This window comes from Streptomyces sp. NPDC015125 (assembly GCF_043080045.1).
In the GTDB taxonomy this organism is placed as follows: Bacteria; Actinomycetota; Actinomycetes; order Streptomycetales; family Streptomycetaceae; genus Streptomyces.
In genome coordinates this window covers 685,033-702,625 of the sequence record NZ_JBIBVF010000002.1, presented here as the reverse complement: position 1 = coordinate 702,625, position 17,593 = coordinate 685,033, and the positions used below count along the sequence as shown (strand labels likewise).

12 protein-coding genes and 1 pseudogene are annotated in these 17,593 nt (G+C 73.6%); 8 read left to right on the top strand and 5 right to left on the bottom strand.

All coding sequences use genetic code 11. The annotated features are described in order from the left end of the window. Positions 1-30 precede the first annotated feature (30 nt). From ACF088_RS08595 to ACF088_RS08575, 5 genes are all read left to right on the top strand, one after another. Positions 31-3,234: an amino acid adenylation domain-containing protein gene (locus ACF088_RS08595; RefSeq protein ID WP_392374655.1), complete on the top strand. Its 3,204-nt coding sequence runs from the start codon at positions 31-33 to the stop codon at positions 3,232-3,234. Further along, positions 3,234-5,174: a non-ribosomal peptide synthetase gene (locus tag ACF088_RS08590; RefSeq protein ID WP_392374654.1), complete on the top strand. Its 1,941-nt coding sequence runs from the start codon at positions 3,234-3,236 to the stop codon at positions 5,172-5,174. Before ACF088_RS08595 ends, ACF088_RS08590 begins: the two co-directional genes overlap by 1 nt. A gap of 1 nt (position 5,175) precedes the next feature. Next, positions 5,176-7,092, top strand: a complete 1,917-nt coding sequence (locus ACF088_RS08585) for an amino acid adenylation domain-containing protein (RefSeq protein WP_392374653.1) — start codon at positions 5,176-5,178, stop codon at positions 7,090-7,092. After that, positions 7,082-9,937 carry a condensation domain-containing protein gene (locus tag ACF088_RS08580; protein ID WP_392374652.1) on the top strand — a complete coding sequence of 952 codons (2,856 nt, stop codon included), beginning with the start codon at positions 7,082-7,084 and terminating at the stop codon, positions 9,935-9,937. Before ACF088_RS08585 ends, ACF088_RS08580 begins: the two co-directional genes overlap by 11 nt. 290 nt (positions 9,938-10,227) lie before the next feature. Next, a complete protein-coding gene (locus ACF088_RS08575; protein WP_392374651.1) occupies positions 10,228-10,734 on the top strand; it encodes a DUF664 domain-containing protein in 507 nt (168 codons plus the stop codon). A 61-nt stretch (positions 10,735-10,795) separates the two neighbouring features. Here ACF088_RS08575 and ACF088_RS08570 read toward each other — a convergent pair whose 3' ends face one another. Both ACF088_RS08570 and ACF088_RS08565 read right to left on the bottom strand, forming a co-directional pair. Continuing rightward, positions 10,796-11,299 (bottom strand): metallophosphoesterase family protein, encoded by a 504-nt coding sequence (locus tag ACF088_RS08570; protein WP_392374650.1) that lies wholly within the window; start codon positions 11,297-11,299, stop codon positions 10,796-10,798. A gap of 48 nt (positions 11,300-11,347) precedes the next feature. Beyond that, positions 11,348-12,169 (bottom strand): SDR family oxidoreductase, encoded by an 822-nt coding sequence (locus ACF088_RS08565; protein ID WP_392374649.1) that lies wholly within the window; start codon positions 12,167-12,169, stop codon positions 11,348-11,350. Between the two features lie 209 nt (positions 12,170-12,378). Between ACF088_RS08565 and ACF088_RS08560 the strand changes: the two genes are divergently transcribed. Beyond that, on the top strand, positions 12,379-12,882 hold the full coding sequence (locus tag ACF088_RS08560) for a hypothetical protein (protein WP_392374648.1): 504 nt from the start codon (positions 12,379-12,381) through the stop codon (positions 12,880-12,882). A gap of 132 nt (positions 12,883-13,014) precedes the next feature. On the opposite strand, the gene ACF088_RS08555 is transcribed toward ACF088_RS08560, so the two are convergent. Further along, positions 13,015-13,635 (bottom strand): GNAT family N-acetyltransferase, encoded by a 621-nt coding sequence (locus tag ACF088_RS08555; RefSeq protein ID WP_392374647.1) that lies wholly within the window; start codon positions 13,633-13,635, stop codon positions 13,015-13,017. Positions 13,636-13,738: 103 nt separating this feature from the next. On the opposite strand from ACF088_RS08555, the gene ACF088_RS08550 reads away from it, so the two are divergent. Further along, on the top strand, positions 13,739-14,131 hold the full coding sequence (locus ACF088_RS08550; RefSeq protein WP_392374646.1) for a thiol-disulfide oxidoreductase DCC family protein: 393 nt from the start codon (positions 13,739-13,741) through the stop codon (positions 14,129-14,131). Positions 14,132-14,297: 166 nt separating this feature from the next. Here the strand turns inward: ACF088_RS08550 and ACF088_RS08545 are convergent, their stop codons facing one another. Then, on the bottom strand, positions 14,298-15,029 hold the full coding sequence (locus ACF088_RS08545) for a L,D-transpeptidase family protein (RefSeq protein WP_392374645.1): 732 nt from the start codon (positions 15,027-15,029) through the stop codon (positions 14,298-14,300). 430 nt (positions 15,030-15,459) lie between these two features. Here ACF088_RS08545 and ACF088_RS08540 point away from each other — a divergent pair, with 430 nt between their 5' ends. Next, positions 15,460-15,939 carry an EF-hand domain-containing protein gene (locus ACF088_RS08540; protein ID WP_392374644.1) on the top strand — a complete coding sequence of 160 codons (480 nt, stop codon included), beginning with the start codon at positions 15,460-15,462 and terminating at the stop codon, positions 15,937-15,939. A 197-nt stretch (positions 15,940-16,136) separates the two neighbouring features. On the opposite strand, the pseudogene ACF088_RS08535 reads toward ACF088_RS08540, so the two are convergent. Then, positions 16,137-17,430, bottom strand: a pseudogene (locus ACF088_RS08535) (FAD-dependent monooxygenase); the annotation flags it as partial. Between the last annotated feature and the right edge of the window lie 163 nt (positions 17,431-17,593).

Sequence of the window (17,593 nt, the reverse complement as noted above, 5' to 3'; positions counted from 1 at the left end):
AACCCGCCCCGACAACCTCAGGGACCGCCCATGCTTCCGCTCTCCTCCTCGCAGGAGATCGTCTGGCTGCACGAACAGGTGCAACCGGGCAGCCGCGCCTACAACTTCACCGCCGCACTCGACCTGTGGGGCACCCTCGACACCGACGCGCTGCGCCGTGGACTCGCCGCCGCACTCGACCGGCACCCCGGTCTGCGGCTGGAACTCGTCGCCGTCGCCGGGGCGATGCCGGGGCAGCGGGTCGCCGAGGCCTGTGTGCCGCGGCTGCACACGGTGGATCTGAGCGGGGAGGCGGACCCGGAGAGCGCGTTCCAGGAGCTGCTGCGCACCGAGGCGGAGACGCCGCTCGACACCTTCGAGGCACCGCTGCTGCGCTGGACGCTGGTACGGCTCGCGGAGGGCCGGCACCGGCTCGTCCATGTCGAACACCATCTGATCCACGACGGCCACTCGTTCGCGATCCTGCTGCGGGACGTGTTCACCGTCTACCGGGGCCACGTCCTGGGTGAGCCGGTGGAGCTGCCGCCCGCGCCTTCGTACGCCGACCACATCCGGGCCCGCGCCCGGGACGAGGAGACCGGGGAGCGACGGGACGGTCTGGAGTTCTGGGCCGGTGAACTGCGCGAGCTGTCCTACGACATGCCGCTGCCCGGTCTGACCCGGCCCGGCTCCCGGCGCCGGCACCACGGCGGCCAGCTGCGGCAGTCGATCGGTGCGGATCTGGCACAAGCGCTGCGCGGCCATGCCCGGGAGCGCGGTCTGACGCCGTTCGCCACCCTCCTGGGGCTCTTCGCCGAACTGCTGCGCCGGCACAGCGGCCGCTCGCAGATGGTGATCGGGACCGCGGTCGGCAACCGCCCGCGCGGTTTCGAGGGATCGGTGGGCATGTTCGTCAACACCATCCCGCTCGCGCTCCGGCTGGACCCCGCCGCCCCGGCCGAGGAGTCCATGGACGAGGTGACCGACACCCTCATCCGTGCGCTGCCGCACCAGGAGGTGCCGATCCAGGAGCTGACCCGCGCGCTCGGCCTGCACACCTCGGGCGCCGACAACCCGCTGTTCAGCGTCATGTTCAGCGCACACGACGCCGAGCTGCCCGAGATCGACGTCCCCGGTCTGGACATCACCCTGTTCGAGGGGTTCAACACCGGTACCACACGCTTCGACCTGGACGTGGTGCTGCTGCCGGACGACCGGCGCGGGGTCGGCCCCCGGCACGGCGCACCGGGGATGACCCTGGTCTGGGACTACGACGCCGATATGTTCGGCGAGGACGTGGCGAAGCTGCTCGCCGGGCGGTTCCTGGACCTGCTGCGGGCGTACCTCGACACTCCCGGCGCCGCGCTGGCGGACCTGGCGCCGCCGGCTCTGCCGCAGGCCCTCCCGGCCGCCGCGCCACCGGCACCGGCACACGATCCGCTGGACCCCGCCACCGCCCACGACCCGTCCCTGCCCGCGCTGCTCGTCGGCGCCCGCCGGATCACCTACGGCGACCTCGATGACCGGGTCACCTCGCTGGTCCGGCGCATGCAGGCGGCGGGAGTGACCGCGGGGCAGCCGGTGGCCGCCGTACTGCCCCGCGGCGCCGACTCGGTCGTGGCGCTGCTGGCCTGTCTGCGGAGCCGTGCGGTGTACTGCCCGCTCTCGCCGTCCGACCCGCCGGCCCGCCTGGAGCTGCTGCTGGGCCGGCTGGGTCCGGCGCTGGTACTGACCTCCGCGGACGCCGCCGTCACCCTTCCCGGCGGGCTGCCGACGGCCACGCTCGACGCCCCGGTCCTGCCGCCGGCGCGAGCGGCCGAGGCGGTCCCCGGTGCCGCCTACATCATCCACACCTCCGGCTCGACGGGTGTCCCCAAGCCCGTAGCCGTCGGCCGGGCGGCGCTGGAGAACCATCTGACCGGCGCCGCCGACCGGTTCGGCCTGGGGTCGGGTGACCGGGTGCTGCTGTTCGCGCAGCCGTCGTTCGACGTGGCCCTCGAAGAGGTGCTGCCGTCGCTGTACGCCGGGGCGTGCCTGGTCGCCCCCGAGCGCGAGGTGCCGACCGGCGCCGAGCTGGCCGCGCTGCTGGTCGCCGCCCGGGTCACCGTGGCCAATCTGCCGACCAGTTACTTCCTCGCCACCCGCGAGGAGATGCGTCCCGTGCTGCGCGACGGGCACTGGGCGCCACGGCTGCTGGTGCTCGGTGGTGAACGCCTCCCGGCGGACGTGATGCGTGCGTACCTGGCCGACACCGACACCACCGTGCTCAACGTCTACGGCGTCACCGAAGCCGCCATCAGCTCCACCGTCCACGAGATCACCCGGGACACTCTCGCCGACGGTGCGGAGATCCCGCTCGGCACCGAGCTGCCCGGCGAGCGGATCCACGTCCTGGACGCACACCACCGGCCGCTGCCGGACGGCGCGGTCGGTGAACTTGCCATCGCCGGGGCCGGATTGGCCGAGGGCTACGTCGGCAACCCGGAGACCACCGCCGCCCGGTTCATCGGCGTCGAGGCCCTGGGCGGTGAGCGGGTCTACCTCACGGGCGACCTCGGCTACCGCGGCCGCGACGGTCTGCTGTACTTCCTGGGGCGACGGGACCACCAGATCAAACTGCGCGGCTACCGCATCGAACTGGAGGAGGTGGAGGCCGCCGCCTCTGCCGCGCTCGGCGGCCGGTCCTGCGCCGTCGTCCTGGACCGTGCTGCCGCGGGCGGGCCCCGGCTGGTCGGCTTCCTGGAGGACACCGACGGCGGTGCGCCGTGGGACGAGCAGGCATTGCACACCGAGCTGAGCCGCCGGCTGCCGAGCGCCCTGGTACCGGGGCGCTGGGCACGGCTCGACGCCATGCCGCGGCTGGCCGGCGGCAAGCCGGACCGCACCGCGCTGACCCGCCGGGCCGCCGCCCTGGAGGCGGCCGCCCCGGTCGAGGAGAGCCCCGGCGCACCGGCGCACCTGCCGTCCGGTCCGCTGCTGCCGTCCGATCCGATGACCGAACTGCTCGCCGAGGGCTGGCGGGAGGCCCTGGGCCACGGCCGCTTCGACGCCTCGTCGGACTTCTTCCGGGCCGGCGGCCACTCGCTGCTCGCCGCGCATCTGGCGGCCTGGCTCGAACCGCGGCTGGGGCAGCGTCCGCCGCTGCGGCTGCTGTTCCAGAACCCGGTGCTGGCCGACCAGGCCACCGCGCTGGCGGCCGTCGGCACCCCCGCCGTGCCCGCTCCTGCCGCTTCGACCACCGTGACGGAGTCCTGATGACCCAGCCGATGCCCGCCCGGACGCCGGCCCCGACGACCGCCCCCGGCACACCACCGCCCGCACCGCAGCGCCCGCTCAGCATCGCCCGCGGCGCCCTGCCCGCCGGCGGCGGCGGGAGCGGAGTGCTCGCCCTCTTCGAGGAGTGGGCCGCACGCTCCCCGCAGGCTCCGGCGGTGATCGACGGTGCGCACCGCTGGACGTACCAGCAGATCGACGCCGCCGCCGACGAGGCCGCACGGGCGCTGCGTGACCGGGTGCGCCCCGGAGACCTGGTCGGCGTCTGCCTCGACCGTTCGGCCGCCCTCGTGGTGACCGCCGTCGCGCTCGCCAGGATCGGTGCCGTCTATCTGCCGCTGGGCCCCCGCCCCGGCGAGCGCCGTACCGATGCCGTCACCGAGGACCTGAACGTCGTCTGCCTGATCGGCGACCCCGAGGTCCTGCCGCCCCGGCACCGGAGCGCCGAACACCTGCCGCTGGCGCTGCCGGTCGAGGGCGCCAACGCCACCGCCACGGTGGTGGCGGCGTTCGCCGCCCCCGGCACCACGGCCCGTTCCGCACCCCCCGAGGCGTTCTACGCCGTGCTGACCTCCGGCTCCACCGGCCGCCCCAAGGCGGTGGCGGTCGGCGAGGCCGCGCTCGGCGGAGTGCTGGAATGGCACCGCGCGACGACCGGGCTGGTCCCCGGTGACCGGCAGTCCCTGCTGATCGGCGTCGCGTTCGACCCTCATCTGCTGGAGCTGTGGGCCGGGCTGACGTCCGGGGCGGCGCTGGTGCCCGCGCCGGACGAGGTCCGCTGGGACCCGATGGTGCTGGCCGACTGGTGGCGGGAGTCCGCGGTGTCGGTGTGCGTCACGGCCACCCCGATGGTGGAGCCGCTGCTGGAGCGGCCCTGGCCACAAGGTCTGGCGTTGCGTCATCTGTTCGTGGGCGGTGACCGGTTGCGGCGCCGACCCGGCGCGGAGGTGACCGCCACCGTCCATAACTCCTACGGTCCGGCCGAGGCCACCGTGGTGTCCACCGTGTACGCCATGCACGGCACGGACAGCGAGGCGGGCACGGAGTCCGCGCCGCCGATCGGCCACCCCCTCCCGGGCGTGACCGTGGTCGTCGCCGACGCGGACGGCCGGCCCGTCGCACGGGGAGTGGAAGGTGAACTCCTCATCGGCGGACACGGTCTGGCGCTCGGCTACCTCGATCCCGACCTGACCGCGCGCCGCTTTCGCGCCGTGCCCGAGGGACTCGATCTGCCGGGAGTGGAGCGCCTGTACCGCACCGGGGACCGGGTGCGGATGCCGGACGACGGTGCACTGGAGTTCCTCGGCCGCCTCGACGATCAGGTCAAGATCAGCGGGGTACGGATCGAACCGGCCGAGGTGGAGGCCGCGTTCGAGAAGGACCCGGCGGTCCTCGGTGCCGTCGTCACCGCACCGCGTACCGCCGACGGCCGCACCCGGCTGGTGGCGTACGTACGGCGGGCGACCGGCGCCGTGCTCACCGCGGACGCGCTGCTGCCGGACGTACGTGCCTGGCTTCCGGAGCAGGCGGTGCCCTCGGACGTACGGATCGTGGACTCCTTCCCCCTGGACGCCAACGGCAAGGTGGACCGGGCCGAGCTGACCCGGCAGGCAGCCGCCGCCGGCGCGGACCGTCCCGGCGATGCCCCCGCGGACGGCAGCCGGTTCGCCGGCGCCACCCGCGGCGAGCGGCTCGTGCTGAGCGCCGCAGGCGATCTGCTCGCCCGGCCCGAGATCTCGCTGACCGAGAGCTTCACCGGGGCCGGCGGCACCTCGCTGCTCGCCGCCCGGCTGCTGACCGTCATCGAGAAGGAGAGCGGGGTACGGCTACGCGCCCCCGAGCTGCTCCGCCAGCCGGACCTGCGCGCCGTGGCGCTGCTCGTCGACACCCGCCTCGCCGCCCGGCAAGCGGCGGGAGCCTGAGATGACCACCCGCACCCCGTACTCCCCCGACACCCGGAAGGAAGGGCCCGTGCCCACCGAAGGCACCCCGAAGGACGACCGCACTCCGGCCGGTGACCGCCTCGCGCCCGCCCCTGAGGCCGGAGCGCCCGCATCCACGGCCGGACTGACGGCCCTGGTGGCCTGGCATGCCGCACGGACCCCGCAGGCCCTGGCCGTGGCGGACGGCGACACCACCCTCACCTACGCCCAGCTCGTCTCCTCGGCCCGTGCGCTCGCCGCCCATCTGCGCGAGCACGGCGTGCGCCAGGGTGACTCCGTGGCGCTGCTGATGCCGCGCTCCGCCCGCACGGTCGTCGCCCAGCTCGCGCTGTGGTGGGCGGGCGCCGTATGCGTACCGCTCGACCCGGCGCATCCGCGCTCCCGCTCCGAGGCACTGGCCGCCGACGCGGGCGCGACGCTGACCGTCGGCGACGGCAAACTCCTCGAATCGGCGGCGCTCGCCGGTGCCACGCTTGCGCTCCCCGGTGCACCGCTGGTGGACAGCGGCGACCTCCCCGGCGCCGAACTCGGCCCGGATGCCACGGCGTTCATCATGTTCACCTCGGGCTCGACCGGCCGGCCCAAGGGCGTGGCGGTCGCACACCGTGCGATCGCCGAGCTGGTCCGTGAGCCGGCCTACCTCACCCTCACGTCCCGCGACCGGGTGCTCTTCCACTCGCCCATGACTTTCGACGCCTCGACCTTCGAGGTGTGGGGAGCCCTGGCCAACGGAGCCGCCGTGGTGGTGTGCACCGCCGAACGGCCCTCGTTCGAGGACCTGGCCCGGGACGTGGAGCGCCACGGTGTCACCGTCGCCTTCTTCACCACCGCGCTCTTCCACCAGCTGGCCGCCCGCCGCTCCCGGGTCTTCTCGCTGCTGCGCACGGTGATCGTGGGCGGCGAGGCGCTGTCCGCGCACCATGCCCGTGAGGTGCTCCATGCCTTCCCCTGGCTGGAGTTGGTCAACGGCTACGGGCCGACGGAGGCGACGACCTTCACCACGGCCCATCGCGTCACCGACGCCGACTGCGACGGCCAGGTGCCCATCGGCCGGCCGGTCGCCGGCGCGACCGTGCATCTTCTCGACGACTCGGGCCGGCCGGTCCCGGACGGGGAGCGCGGCGAACTGTGGATCGGCGGCAGCCGGCTGGCGCGCGGCTACACCGGTCAGCCGCAGCTGACCGCCGAGCGCTTCTGTGACCACCCCGAACGGGGGCGCCTCTACCGCTCCGGTGACCTCGTCTCCCACCGTCCGGACGGCACCCTCGACTTCCACGGGCGAACGGACGACCAGGTGAAGATCCGCGGCTTCCGGATCGAACCGGCGGAGATCGAACACGCCCTGCGGGAGCAGCCCGAGGTGGCGGACGCAGCCGTCACCGTGCACCGCCCCTCCCCCGACGACGCCCGCCTCGCCGCCTTCGTCGTGGCCTCGCCCGGACCGGTGCCGCGCCCTGCCACCCTGCGGGACCGGCTCGCCGCCGTCCTGCCCGCCCAGCTGGTCCCCGACGAGGTGCAGGTGGTCGACGCGCTGCCGCTCACCACCTCGGGGAAGGTCGACCGCCGCGCGCTGACGGACCTCGTCACCGCGGCCCGGCCCGACGCGTCGGCCGGGCCGATGAGTCCGCTGGAGCAGGCCGTCGCCGAGGTCTGGGGCCGGTCGCTGGGCCGTGCGGTCACGCGTCCGGATGCCGACTTCCTCGCGCTGGGCGGTCATTCCCTGCTCGCGCTCGCGGTCACCGACGACCTCCGCGAGGAGCTCGGCGTCGAGCTGACGCTCGCCGACTTCTTCGCCGCCCCCACGGTGGCGGGGCACGCCGCGCTGGTCGAGCGCGCGCTCCTCGCCGCGCACAGCGACCTGCGCCCCGGCGCCGGGGAGGACACCGATGGCCACTGACACCCCCGCCGCCGCGGCGCTCCAGGAGGAACTGCTGCGCCGGGCACGCTCCCGCGCCGCCCGCCCCGCCGCCGCTCCCGCACCCGTCCGGCAAGGACCCGCGCCGCTCTCCCACGCCCAGCGCCGCATGTGGCTGATGGACCGGCTGGGCCACGGCGACGCCTCGTACAGCGTGCCCTTCGCCACCCGGCTGCGCGGCCCGCTCGACCTGGACGCGCTGGCCGCCGCGCTGACCTCGCTGGTACGCCGCCACGAGATTCTGCGTACCCGCTACGGGCAGCGGGACGGTGAGCCGTACCAGGAAGTGCTGCCGGCTCCGGAGGCGATCGCGCTGCGCGTCGTGGAGACGGACGCGGACGGCTCCGGCGCGCTGCTGGCCGAGGAGGCGCACCGCCCCTTCGACCTCGCCGCCGGCCCCCTTCCGCGCGCCCTGGTCCTGCGGCACGGGGAGCAGGATCACACCGTTTTGCTGACGTTCCATCACATTGCCGTGGACGGCGCCTCGTTGGAGACCGTGGCCGGAGAATTGGCCCGGAGCTACTCGGCCGCCGCCGGGGGCACCCCAGCCGAGGCGCAGCCGGAACCGGCGCAGTACGCAGACTTCGCGCGCCGCGAGCAGGCGGCCGCGGACCGTCTGGAAGCGGGCCTGGACCACTGGGCCGACCGCCTCGAAGGCGTCCGCCCGCTGCGTCTGCCCCGCCCCGCGCACCCGCCCGCCGACACCGGCGCCCGCCCGGCCGGTATCCACACCGCTCCGCTCGACCCACGGGTGCCGGCCGCCCTGCGCGAACTCGGCCGCCGGCACCGGGCCACCCTGTTCACCGTGGCGCTCACCGCGTCCTTCGCCGCGCTGCACCGGTTCACCGGCCAGGACGACCTGGTGATCGGGGTCGCCGGCACCCACCGGCAGGGCCCGGAGATGCGCGGCCTGGTCGGACTGTGCGTCAATACCCTCCCGGTCCGCGTGAACACCGACGGCGACCCGTCCTTCACCGTTCTTCTGGAGCGGGTACGAGGGGCGCTGCTGGACGCCCAGCAGCGCCGCGAGGTGCCGTTCGACCTGATCCTCGACCGCCTCGGCGCCGCCGCCCGCAACGCCGACGGGACTGCGCTGATCCGGGTGACCGCGGACGTCCTGGGCGAGCCCACGACGCTGCGGCTGCCCGGCCTGGCGGAGGCATACGTCGAAGTCGGTGCCGGAGAAGCCAAGTTCGACCTCTCCTTCGGCATGGTGGACACCGGCGCCCCCGCCGGAATCGTCCAGTACAGCCGGACCGCGCTGGACGAGGAAGCGGCGGCCGCTCTCGGTGCGCACTACGCCGCCCTGCTCACGGCGGTGGCGGACGACCCGGGCCTGCGGCTGTCCCACCTGCCCGGCGGGCCGCCGGCGCCCGGCGGCGAAACCGGCGGACACCCGGCCGAGGTGCTGCTGCGCTCGCACCCCGAGGTGGTCGAGGCCGCCGTGGTCGAACCGGCCGGCGGCCCGCTGCTGGCCTACGCCGTACTGCGCGGCATCGGCGGCCCCTCGCCCGCCGAGCTCCGCTCCCGTCTGCGCACGGCGCTGGCCGCTGACCAGGTACCCGCCGCGGTGACCCTGCTGGACACCCTGCCCCGCACGGCCGACGGCACGCCGGATCCGGCCCGGCTCCCGGGGTTCCCGTCGACCCCCGCACCGGAGGGCGCGCACGCCGAGGCAGTGACCGAAGGATTCACCGACCTCCTGGGGCACACTCCCGGGCCGGACGACGACTTCTTCCTCCTCGGCGGCCACTCGCTGGTCGCCGTCCAGCTCGCCGAGCGTCTGCGCCAGGCGCTGAAACTGCCGCTGACCGGCCTGGACATCATGCAGGCCCGCACCCCGCGCGCGGTCACCGCACTGCTGGACGCACGGGAAGCGGAGCGGGCCGCCGCGCACTCGGCCGTGTCCTCCCGCCCGCGGCGCACCCGCGAGGGCACGGTGCTGGTCACCGGCGGCACCGGCGGGGTCGGCGCCTTCGTGCTGCGCGAACTGGCCGCCCAGGGGCGTCCGGTACTGGCCCTGGCCCGCCCCGAATCGGCGCACCTCGTCGCCACGGAAGGCGTGGACGTCATCGAGGGCGACCTCACCGACCTGGACGGCCTGCGCAAGGCCGTCGACAGCGCCGATGCGGTCATCCATGCGGCGTGCACCTTCACCCGTCCCGAGGTCGATGTGACGGCGATGGCCGCGATGGTCGGCACCTGGTCGCGCGGCCCGTTCGTCTTCGTCAGCAGTGTGGACGCCTACGGACACCCGGCCGGCGAGTGGGTGGCGGAGGAGTCCGCCTCGCGGCAGCCGCTGAGCGGGTACGGACAGGCGAAGACCGACTGCGAGGGGCTGCTGCTGCGGGCGGCCGGCGCCCAGGGCCGGGGAGGCGCGAGCGCCGTCCGTTCCCCGCTCGTCTGGGGAGCGCACCAACGGCTGCGGGACCAGTTGCGCTGGGGTGCGACCGGTGTGCTCTACCAGGCGGCGCGGGAGGGCCGGCCGATCGCCCTTCCGCGGCCGGGGACGCACGGTCATGCCTGGTACGGCGCGGCCTGGGTGCACGCCGCGGCTCTCGCCCGAGCCGTGGTCTCCTGCCTGGATTCCCCCGTGCACGGCGTCGCCAACGCCGTCAGCGGCCACCTCGCCTGGCGGGACCTCGCCACCGGACTGACCGAACTGCTCGGCAGCGACAGCGAGATCCAGGAGACGGACGAGGTCCACCAGGACCTCGATCACCGCTGGCACTACCACGCCGGCCGGCTGGCCCCGGCCCTGCGCGCACGGCCGGGCGAGGACTGGCGCTCCGTGCTGGCCGCCATGATCGGACCTGCCGGGCGCTGAAGGCCCGGCAGGTCGGCACGAGACGCCCGGTGACCCGTGGGGGGCCACCGGGCGTCTCCCGTTGCCGCCGCCCGCCTGCGGCGCGCGATCGAGTTCCCGATCCGGGAAAATCCCGCCTCTCGGCCTGCCCCGCACCGATTCCCGGGCCCGGCTTGCGACCATGGACGGGCTGCCGGGGCTGACGCCCTCCGGGTGCCTGACCGCCACCGGAGCGCGACACATCGGTCAACCGGTACCGGTATCCGCGGACCTTCCGCGCGAGGACCTCCGTCGCCGCAAAGGAGCCCTGAATGAACGCCAGCACGGATCTGCTTGTCGACGCCTTCGGACGCATCCGGGAGATCGTCGAAGACGTGGTCTCCGGGCTCGACCCCGACGAGCTCGGCACCCGCCCCGACGACGCCAATTCGATCGCCTGGCTGGTCTGGCACCTCACCAGGATCCAGGACGATCACCTCGCCGGGGTGGCCGGCACCGAGCAGATCTGGACCACGGACGGCTGGTACGACCGCTTCGGGCTCCCCTTCACGGCCGACGACACCGGCTACGGCCACTCCGGCAAGGACGTGGCAGCCGCAGGGGACCTGAGCGCACAGCTCCTGACCGGCTATCACGGCGCCGTCCACGACAACACCGTGCAGTACCTCGCCGGGATCGACGACAAGGACATGAAGCGCGTCGTCGACCGCGCCTGGACACCGCCCGTCACCCTGGGAGTCCGCCTCGTCAGCGTGATCGCGGACGATCTGCAGCACGCCGGCCAGGCCGCCTACGTCCGCGGCCTGCTCGGTCTGTGAGGACCGGCCCGGACCCGCCACGGTCACCGCGGCCGCATTGGCCTCATTGGCCTCATTGGCCTCATCTGCCACGGGGCAGACGGTGCAGCTCCACCCCGGCGAGCCGGCCCTGCGCAAGCTCCGCCGTCATGTAGGTGCAGTACGGCTGTCGGCGGCGGTCGGTCGGCGACCCCGGGTTCAGCAGGCGCAGCCGGTCGTCCGCCGTGGAGTCCCAGGGGATGTGGCTGTGGCCGAACACCAGCACATCGGCCTCGGGGAACCGTGCGGTGCAACGGCGCTCCCGCCCCTGCGCCGGGCCCGTCTCGTGCACCACGGCGAACCGGACTCCCGCCAGTTCCGCGTACGCCACCTCGGGCAGCCGGGCCCGCAGCTCCGGGCCGTCGTTGTTGCCGTACACCCCGATCAGCCGCCGGGCGCGGGCCTGCAGCAGGTCCAGCGTGGCGGTGTCGACCCAGTCACCGGCATGCACGACGACATCGGCGTGTGGCACTTCGTCGAGCAGCTGTGACGGCAGCGACTTGGCGCGCTTGGGCAAATGGGTGTCGGAGACGAGCAGGAGTCGCACGGGGCCTCTCCTCGGCTGTGCCGCGGGCGCGGGAACGGGGCCGGGCGGTCAGTGTTCCTGGGCGGTCGGTCGCACGGTGATCTCGTTGACCGCCATATGCGGCGGCTGGGTGACCATGAAGGTGATGACGCGGGCGATGTCCTCGGCCTGCAGCCAGCTTTCCGGCGGCAGCCCGTGGGCCGATGCGGCCTGGCTGCCGCCACGTGTCATCTCCGTCGTGGTCATGCCCGGTTCGACGAGTCCGACCCGGACCTGCCGCCCGGTCACCTCCTGGCGCAGCGCCTCGCTGAAGGAGCACACCGCGTGCTTGGTGGCCGAGTAGACGCTGTTGCCCTTGCGGGGCACCCGGCCCGCGACCGAGCTGACGGTCACCAGGTCGGCGACGCCCCGGGGCCCGTCGTGCGCCGCGTGCAGCAGATGCGGGAGGGCCGCGTGCGACATCCGCAGAACCGCCGTGAAGTTGAGGTCGACCATCCGGTCCCAGTCCTCGGGATCGCTGTCCTCCACCGCGCCGCGCGCACCGAAGCCCGCGTTGTTCAGCAGGACGTCCAGCCGCCCGAAGTGGTCGACGGTCTCCTCGACCACCCGCCGTGCCTGCGTCGCGTCACCGAGATCGGCCGTCAGGGCGAAGGATGCCCCTCCCCGCTCGCCGATGGTCTTCGTGAGTTGCTCCAATCGCTCGCCACGGCGGGCGACCAGGGCGAGGGAACAGCCCTCCCGGGCCAGCGCCACGGCGGCGGCCGCACCGATACCGCTGGAGGCCCCGGTCACCAGCGCCACGCTGCCCGACAGCGCCGTCCCGCCGCCGCCACCTGTCCCGGAAGCGTCCTGACGCACCGTCACAGACTCCCCGGCCGCTGAGCTGTTCATCGTCTTCCCGCTCCTCCTGCCCGATCCTTTCGGCCCGCAGCGGCCGAACCCCGGTTCGCAAACCCCTACCCCACCGGGCGTCCGCTGCCCCTCTCCCTCGGCCATCTGCCCATCGCCCTCCGCCGCCACCCGCCGCCCCGGACGCGGTGCGCACCCCAGGACAGCGGGTATGACCCACGGGAACCCCCCTTTGGCTCTGGGAGCTGCTCATGAAGCACACCCATCCCCTGCCGGGCGACATCGGACTCACCGCAATTTCCGGCGTCACCGGCCAGTTGATCCGCTTCGGACAGTGGATCAACGGAGACGGTTTCACCGACTACGAACACGCCTTCCTGGTCCTGCCCGGCAACCGGCTGCTGGAGGCCGAGCCGGGTGGCGCCCGCATCCTGTCCCTCACCGCCTACGCCGACGCGGACGTGGTCTACGTCTGCCCGGAACGGCTCACCGAACAGCAGCGCACCGGCATCTGCGCCACCGCCACGCGGTACGTCGGGGTCCCCTACAGCTTCCTCGACTACCTGGCGATCGCCACGCACCGCTTCCACCTGCCCGTTCCGGGGCTGCGCCGCTATGTCGCCAGCACCCGGCACATGATCTGCTCCCAACTCGTCGACCAGTGTTATCTGGACGCCGGCGTCCATCTGTTCGCCGACGGCCGCTGGCCCGGCTACGTCACGCCGATGGCCCTGTACCACCTACTGGCCGCCTGACCCGGCCACCCGGTCTCCCGGCCTCCCGGCCTCCCGGCACGGTCCGTAGACGGCCCGGGTACGGGAACCCATGCGCCCGGCGGCGCCCACGGAGCTACGGGCCCCCGCCGGGCGTGTCAGTACGGCTCCACCTCACCTCGCCCGTCGCCCCGCCGCGTCCGACGTCGCGGCGTACACCGCGTCGTACGCCGCGCCACTCCCGGCCGCTCCCCCGGCCGCCGTCCGGCTTCCAGCGACCTCCGGTACCCGTTGCCACCGCGTCTCGCCGTCCTGCTCATGGCCGGTGGGAGTGAACCCGGCAGCCGCGGCGACGGCCGCGGAGGCATGGTGGTCCGGGTGGATATGGGCGATGAGCGTCTGCACGGACCGGTGCCGGAGCCAGGCGACGAGCCCCCGGGCCGCCTCGGTGGCGATGCCGCGCCGCTGCCAGTCCGTCCCCACCACCCAGGCGACCTCCGCGGCGCTTCCGTGCGCATCGACGGTGACCGTCGCCTGCACCGTGCCGGCCAGGCAGCCCCGGTCCCGGAGCTGGATCACCCAGTTGCACCAGGTGACTGCGGGGTCCGGCGAGCCTGCGACCAGCCGTTCATGGCGGGTCCGCAGTGCCTCCGGGGAGGCCGGAGCGCCGCCGGTGAAGGTGTGCAGGGCGGGATCGGACAGCACCGCGGCCAGTTCCCCGGCATGGTCGGCCAGCAGCGGCAGAAGAGTCAGCCGGCGGGTGTGGATGGCCTCGGTGTCCATGGCGGGCGGCATACATTCCTCCAGTGGGCGGGCGGCGCACCGCTCCGCGGATCCTCGCGGTGGCGAGGCACCTATCATGGTGACCGCCAGTGCACCGGCGCGAAGGGACGGGAAGATGCGGCGGCAACCCGTACTTGTCTATGACGGTGACTGCGCCTTCTGCACGTCCTTGGTCCGGTTCGCGGAACGGCGTCTGCGGCCGCGCTGTGACGCCAGCCCCTGGCAGTTCACCGACCTCGCACAGCTCGGCATCGCGCAACAGCGCGCCGCACACGAAGTCTTGTGGGTGACCCCGGCCGGCTCCGTGCACGGTGGGGCCCAGGCTGTCGCCAAGCTGCTGATGAGCGCGGGCGGCGGATGGCCGGTGGTGGGGGCACTGCTCACGCTCCCGCCCGCGCGGTGGGTCGCCCACGGCGTGTACCGGCTCATCGCGAAGAACCGTCAGCGGATGCCGGGCGGCACGGCGGCCTGCGCGCTGCCGCCCTCCGGCGGTGCCCGGAAGCAATGAGAGTACGGTCCGGCTGACCGGTGCCGGCACGGCGTACGGACGGCACGGCGTAGGGACGGCACGGCGTAGGGACGGCACGGCGTAGGGACGGCACGGCGCCCGGTGGCGTTCCGCCATCGGGCGCTCCCTCCCCTCCTCAGGCGAGCCCGGCCCGTCCGGTCCGGGCTCAGGTGCCGGACTTACGGCCGTAGACGTAGACGTCATCACCGTTCTTGAGCAGGGACCAGTACTTCTTGGCGTCGTTGCTGCGCATATTGACGCAGCCGTGCGAGCCGGGGGCCGACCAGACGCTGCCGCTGATGGAGTGGAACGCCTGACCGCCGTCGAAGAACTGGCTGTAGGGCATGGCCACGTGGTAGATCGTCGACACATGGTGCAGGTTGCGCCAGTAGATCTTCTTGGCACCGGTGCGGGTCTCGTACCCGTCGCGTCCGCTGCGGACCGGCACCGGCCCGAACACCAGCCGCGATCCGTCCTGGATCCAGCTGAGCTGGCGGGTGAGGTCGACGCAGGCGATCCGGCCCTTGTTCGTGGGGCACTTATGCGCCTTGTTCGGGTTGCTCCCGGCCGCCCTCTGCTGCGCTACGAGGCTCATCACGCCCCAGGTGACGGGACCTGCGTAGCCGATGTTCGGGGTGATGCCATGGCTGGTCTGGAAGGCACGGATCGCCCGGCAGTCGGCCGCCGACTGCCGGCCGTCCACGGTAAGCCCGAGGAACTTCTCGGCCTGCTGCTGATAGGGGCCGCGGCTCGCGGTGCAGGACGACGCGGTGGCGGCCTGGGCCGTGGAGCCGAAGGCCACCGTCAGCGGAAGGGCCAGCGCCGTGAGGGCGAGCGCCGCGCCCGCCCGGCGTCCGGCGCCGGACCTCCGTATACGCAGGTTCAGTTGTCTTTTCATGCCCCGTAGGACCGTTTGCCCGACCCGTCGGTTGCAGGCGTAACCGACCCGAAATATCTGATAGGTCGTCCCTCGGTCCGGCAGCGCGAGCGCGCGTCGGCGGACGGACGCCCCCCGGCCCGGCCCACCGGGGCGACGGCCGCGCTACAGCACCAGGACGGTGACGACTGCGGTACCGCCGAGGCGGCACCGGAGACGGGATGCGTTCATCCAGGCCTCCTTCCCCCTTGCGCCGTCGCCCTGGTCCGGAACGGCGGAGAAATATCCGCCTGTGCGGGGGCCGGAGCCCGAACACACCCTCTGCCATAAACCCTCTGTCATCACATGGGCACTTACTGTGCTCGTGGCGGCGAGTGGGCGCGACACCCCCGCGCACGGCCGGCCGCCTCTCCGGGCTCCGCCGGGAGCCCCTCTCCGGAAGGGATGACGCATGATCTCCGATGCCCTGCGTGCCGAGTACGAGCAGCGCTTCTCCACATACGACACCGATGGCGACGGCTACCTGACCGCGCAGGACTTCACCGAGCGGGCGCGCGTGCTGACGGAAGCGGTGGGCGAACCGGCAGATTCCGCCAAGGCCCAAGCCCTCCGTGCGGGGATGCGCAACACCTTCGACGAGCTCGCCGCCCTGGCGGAGGTGGACGGTACGGGGCGCCTGGACCGGGAGCAGTTCGTCGCGGCGTTCGCCCGGGCGGGCGCATCGGGGATGCTCGGCAAGGTCGTGGGGCCGTCGGTCGCCGCGACCGTCGCACTCGCCGATGCCGACGGGGACGGTGTGGTCAGCCTGGCGGACTTCACGGCCGTGCACCGCGCGGCCGGGTACTCGGCCGCCCAGGCGGAGGCGGCTTTCACTGCGCTGGACGACGACGGCGACGGGCGGCTGATGGTCGCGGCGTGGCAGGCGCAGTGAGCGAGCAGACGCAGTAGGCGAGCAGGCGCCGTGAGCGAGCAGGCCCCCTGAGCGAGCGGGCACCGTGCGCGAGCAGCCGCCGTGCGCACAGGTGTCAGCGGCGTCGGCGGCCGGCGTTCGCCGGACGGATGGCGCGCCCCTCGTCGCGGCGGCGCCGGTCGCGCCCGGCGCCGCCGAGGGACGCGGCCGGCCGCCGCTCATGTACGGAAGGTGAGTGCGAGCTGCGCCGGCAGCTCCGGACCGTTCGCCCGCGCGGGGCGCAGCCCCACGTAGCCGTCGGGCCGGATGAGGAATGCTTCGCCGCCGTGTGCGCCGTACCTCTGCCGGAACTCGTCACGGCTGTCCTGGACGACGGGCAGCATCAGGCCGTCCGTCCGGAGCCCCGGCGCCACGATCACCCGGACGGTCACCTGCCCGTGCGCCCTGCTCCGTGCCCCATCCGCCACCTCCTCGTACGACGTCGGCCGGCCCTCGTGGTCCGCATACAGCAGCAAGGTGTGGTCGTCGCCGCGCAGCAGGTCGAACAGGCGGCACGGGTAGGCGGCGAGGTCGTAGCGGAGGCCGCCGCAGTCCGGTGCACGGTCACCCGGCGCCGGGCGCTGCGCAGGCCGGTGTCGGTCCCGACGATCGGGCTGCCCCGGTACCCGACGAGGAGCTGGGCCTCGCGCCGGATGAGGGTCGACGGGGCCTCCGGATCCGCCTGGACGCCCTCGCCGGCATGCCGCACCGCCCTTTGCACCACTTCCTCACCCACGGGGTGACGTTCCGCGTGATAGCTGCGCAGCAGTCCCTCACTCGCGGTCGACCGCACCGCCATGGCCAGCTTCCACGCCAGGTTGCAGGCGTCTTGAATGCCGGTGTTCATGCCCTGGGCACCGGTGGGCGGGAGAGTTCGGGCGGGACGAGCATGGACATCCGGTAGCGCTTGCGGCCGGGCAGCGGAATGCACACCAGCAGATCGTCGGTGCGTCCCTCGCGCTGGTGCATGGCCCGGACCGCATAGCCGGACGGCAGGGCCCAGTCGACCTCGACATCCCCCGGCATGTACTCCTCCGGGAAGGCGGCGCCCTCGAAGCCGAGCCCGAGAATCGTGCGGACGACGCTGTGGGCGCCGTCGCATCCGAGGAGGAACCCGGCGCGGATCCGCTCCTGTCCGCCGGTGGGGAGGGCGAGGGAGGCCCGGACCTCGTCCGCGTCCTGCTCGAAGTCCAGCAGCTCCGTGCCGCGTTCGACATGGCCTCCCCAGCGCATGAGCAGCTCTTCGAGGAGGCGTTCGGTGTCGTTCTGCGGAAGGGCGGCGAAGCGGTACGGCACCTCCGGTGGCAGCGTCAGCTCGATACGCGCCTGCTGCACCCCGTCGACGTAAGGCAACTGCCCCCGGAGCGGGGCCGCGGCTTCCAGGGCTTCGGGCACCATCCCCATGCGGCCCCAGATCTCCAGCGTCCTGGGCGGTCGCGCAACCGGTCGGCGATCGCCTCGGCGGCGAGGTACGGGGGCGCCGCGCCCGTGTCGTTCCTTTCCTCGGCCACGTAAGGAAGCCACCTCAGGATTGTTCAGCAATCCAGAGGTACACATGGGCCACTGCAGACCCACTGCCGCGCATAGGCACAGGCCATTGCAGCAATCTGCCGCACTGGGCGCCATGGAAATAACC